Origin of the sequence: Sphaerisporangium sp. NPDC049002, from assembly GCF_040649355.1 — a bacterium.
GTDB lineage: Bacteria > Actinomycetota > Actinomycetes > Streptosporangiales > Streptosporangiaceae > Sphaerisporangium.
The window spans coordinates 1-2,369 of record NZ_JBEZFH010000407.1 but is presented as its reverse complement, the minus strand read 5'-3'; the positions used below and the strand labels follow the sequence as shown (position 1 = coordinate 2,369).

The window sequence follows — 2,369 nt, the reverse complement described above, 5'->3', positions numbered from 1 at the left end:
ACCAGCTATGAGGCGCTGCTGCAGAGCATCTCGGCAACCCGCACCAGCACCGGCCTGACCGTCAGCGCCGTCCTGGACGAGGGCGACTACCCCACCGGCCGGACCCTCACCAAGGAGCAGCGCCAGGTACTCCTGCAGCGCGTCCAGCGTGACGACTTCCACGGCGAGTGGAACTACACGATCGCGCCCTACGATCCCAGCACGGCGCCACCAGCCGAGCCGGAACAGGGCAAGGCGCCCCCGATCCCGGCTGAGGGCACCTACCTGCTCACCCACCCCGCTCTGACCGGCATGTCCCGCGACCAGTTCGACCGGCTCGTGACCGAACTCGAGCCCTGGCGCCGGACCCTGGCCGAGGCCGAACGTGAGAAACGCAAGGGCATCAACCGGCGTGGGCACAATCCCGGGTTCGGGTTCCTCGACCACCAGCACCACGTCCTGGCCGCGGTGCTGAGCCACCGCAACACCGTCACACTCACCCTGGCCGCCCGGCTACTCGGCCGAGACCGCAACACCCTCAGCTACCACGCCCACCGGACCCGGCCCCTGCTGGGCTTCGCCGCCCCCGACCTGGCCGCAATCCTCGCCCAGCCCCGCCGCCGGACCCACCCGCCCCGCTCGATCGAGGCCCTCCAAAACGAGATCACCGCCTACGAAACCAACATCAACTCGGGCAGTAGTTAATTGACGGGTCCTCACCAGTTGGTCTCCCCGGCGAAATACTTGGCCGCCCGGCGCAGGATGTCGCGCTCCAGCTCCAGCTCCCTGATCCGGGCCTTGAGCTGCTTGTTCTCCTCTTCCACGTCGTCGGAGGGTATCGGGGCGTTCGAGCGCTTCGGCACCGGCCCGGCCTTGGCCGGTGCGGTGCCGGCCGCTTGGGCCTGGCGCACCCACAACCGCAGCGTCTCCCGGCTGATACCCAGATCCCGGGCCACCGAGGCGATCGTCCGGGCCGGATCCGACAGGTACAACGCGACAGCATCGGCTTTGAACTCAGCCGGATAGACCTTCATGACCACCAGGAACTCCTTGGTCTCCAGATCTCCATGATCTGGCACTCAAGGTGTCCACGCTTCGGGGGGAGGGGCCGGATCAAGTGCTGCGCGGCGTTCGGCTTCTGAGGTGTAGGGGCGGGCGTAGGCCCATTCTTCGGCCAGGGTGCGGTGGAAGCGTTCGACCTTGCCGTTGGTCTGTGGCCGGTAGGGGCGGGTGCGCTTGTGGGTGATGGCCAATTGGGCGCAGGTGTCGGCCCACAGGCGTGATCGGTAGCAGCTGCCGTTGTCGGTCAGGACGCGCTCGATGGTGATGCCGTGAGCGGCCAGCCAGGCTTGGGCGCGGGTCAGGAAGGCGGTTGCGGTTTGCTTGGTCTCGTCGGTGAGGATCTCGGTGTAGGCCAGCCGGGAGTGGTCGTCCAGGGCAGTGTGCAGGAAGCCGTGGCCCAGGCGTGGGTTGCCGTGGGCGTTGCGTGAGGTGACGGGGGTGGCTTGGCGGTTGCGTCGTCCGGCGGCGCGGCCCAGGACGCGGTGGCCGCCGCCGTCGGGGATGTTGCCCAGTTTCTTGATGTCGATGTGCACCAGCTCGCCGGGGCGTTCGCGCTCGTAGCGGCGGATGGGTGTGGCGGTGGCCCGGTCCAGGTGGGCCAGCGGTGGCATGCCGTACCGGATGAGGACGCGGTGCACGGTGGAGGGCGTCAGGCCCAGGCGGGCGGCGATGCGGGCTGGTCCTAGCCGCAGGGTCACCCGCAGCTTGCAGATCCGCCGTTCGGTGCGTTGCCGGGTGCGGGCCGGGCTGCGGTGCGGGCGGGAGGAGCGGTCGGCCATCCCGGCCGGGCCGTACTGGCGGTAGCGGCCGGCCCACCGGGCCGCGGTGGTGTGGGAGACCTGAAAGCGTTCGGCCGCGCGGCGGATGCTCCAGCCGTCCTCGACGATGCAACGCGCGAGCCGAAGTCGGCCGGTCTCGGTCAGCGGGGCGTTACGGTGGGGCATGAGGGCCTCCGGCGGGCGATGTGAATCTTGGTCGACTCACACCACGCCAGAAGGCCCTCACCCATTTCAAGACCATCAACAGCGTGTCGCTGATCCTGTCGTGCTGTCACCAACGTCCGTGGTCAGTACACCAGGCCCGCCTCGGGCAACCCTCCGGCGTGGCAGATGTCGTAGCCTCCATCGCCGGCCCCGACGCCCTCTGGCTGACGGCCACGCCACAGGCGGGCTGGCCTGACCGCCATCAGCGAACGTCTAGGTTCCGGTGAAGGCGGGCCTCAATCCCTTGGCGCTAGGAGCTGTTTGACGTTCGGATCTTGGTGGGGTCCGGTAGCGGGCTGGTCATGGCTGATAGAACTCGGATGTGGCGCGCTTTGATGTGACCGA

Annotated in this window: 1 protein-coding gene and 2 pseudogenes; 1 reads left to right on the top strand and 2 read right to left on the bottom strand. The window is 68.7% G+C overall.

Annotated features, from left to right (window positions below):
* Window positions 1–684: pseudogene (locus AB0B89_RS36035) on the top strand (hypothetical protein); the annotation flags it as partial.
* An 11-nt stretch (window positions 685–695) separates the two neighbouring features.
* Here AB0B89_RS36035 and AB0B89_RS36030 read toward each other — a convergent pair.
* Together AB0B89_RS36030 and AB0B89_RS36025 are read right to left on the bottom strand one after the other, a co-directional pair.
* The gene (locus AB0B89_RS36030) at window positions 696–1,013 is read right to left on the bottom strand and encodes a transposase (protein WP_358562166.1); all 318 of its coding nucleotides are present in this window, start codon (window positions 1,011–1,013) and stop codon (window positions 696–698) included.
* Between the two features lie 90 nt (window positions 1,014–1,103).
* Window positions 1,104–1,985 (bottom strand): annotated as a pseudogene (locus AB0B89_RS36025) (IS481 family transposase); the annotation flags it as partial.
* Between the last annotated feature and the right edge of the window lie 384 nt (window positions 1,986–2,369).

What these genes read in the sequence shown, in the direction of transcription:
- AB0B89_RS36030 (WP_358562166.1), bottom strand. Translation starts at nt 1,013, where the DNA reads ATGAAGGTCTATCCGGCTGAGTTCAAAGCCGATGCTGTCGCGTTGTAC.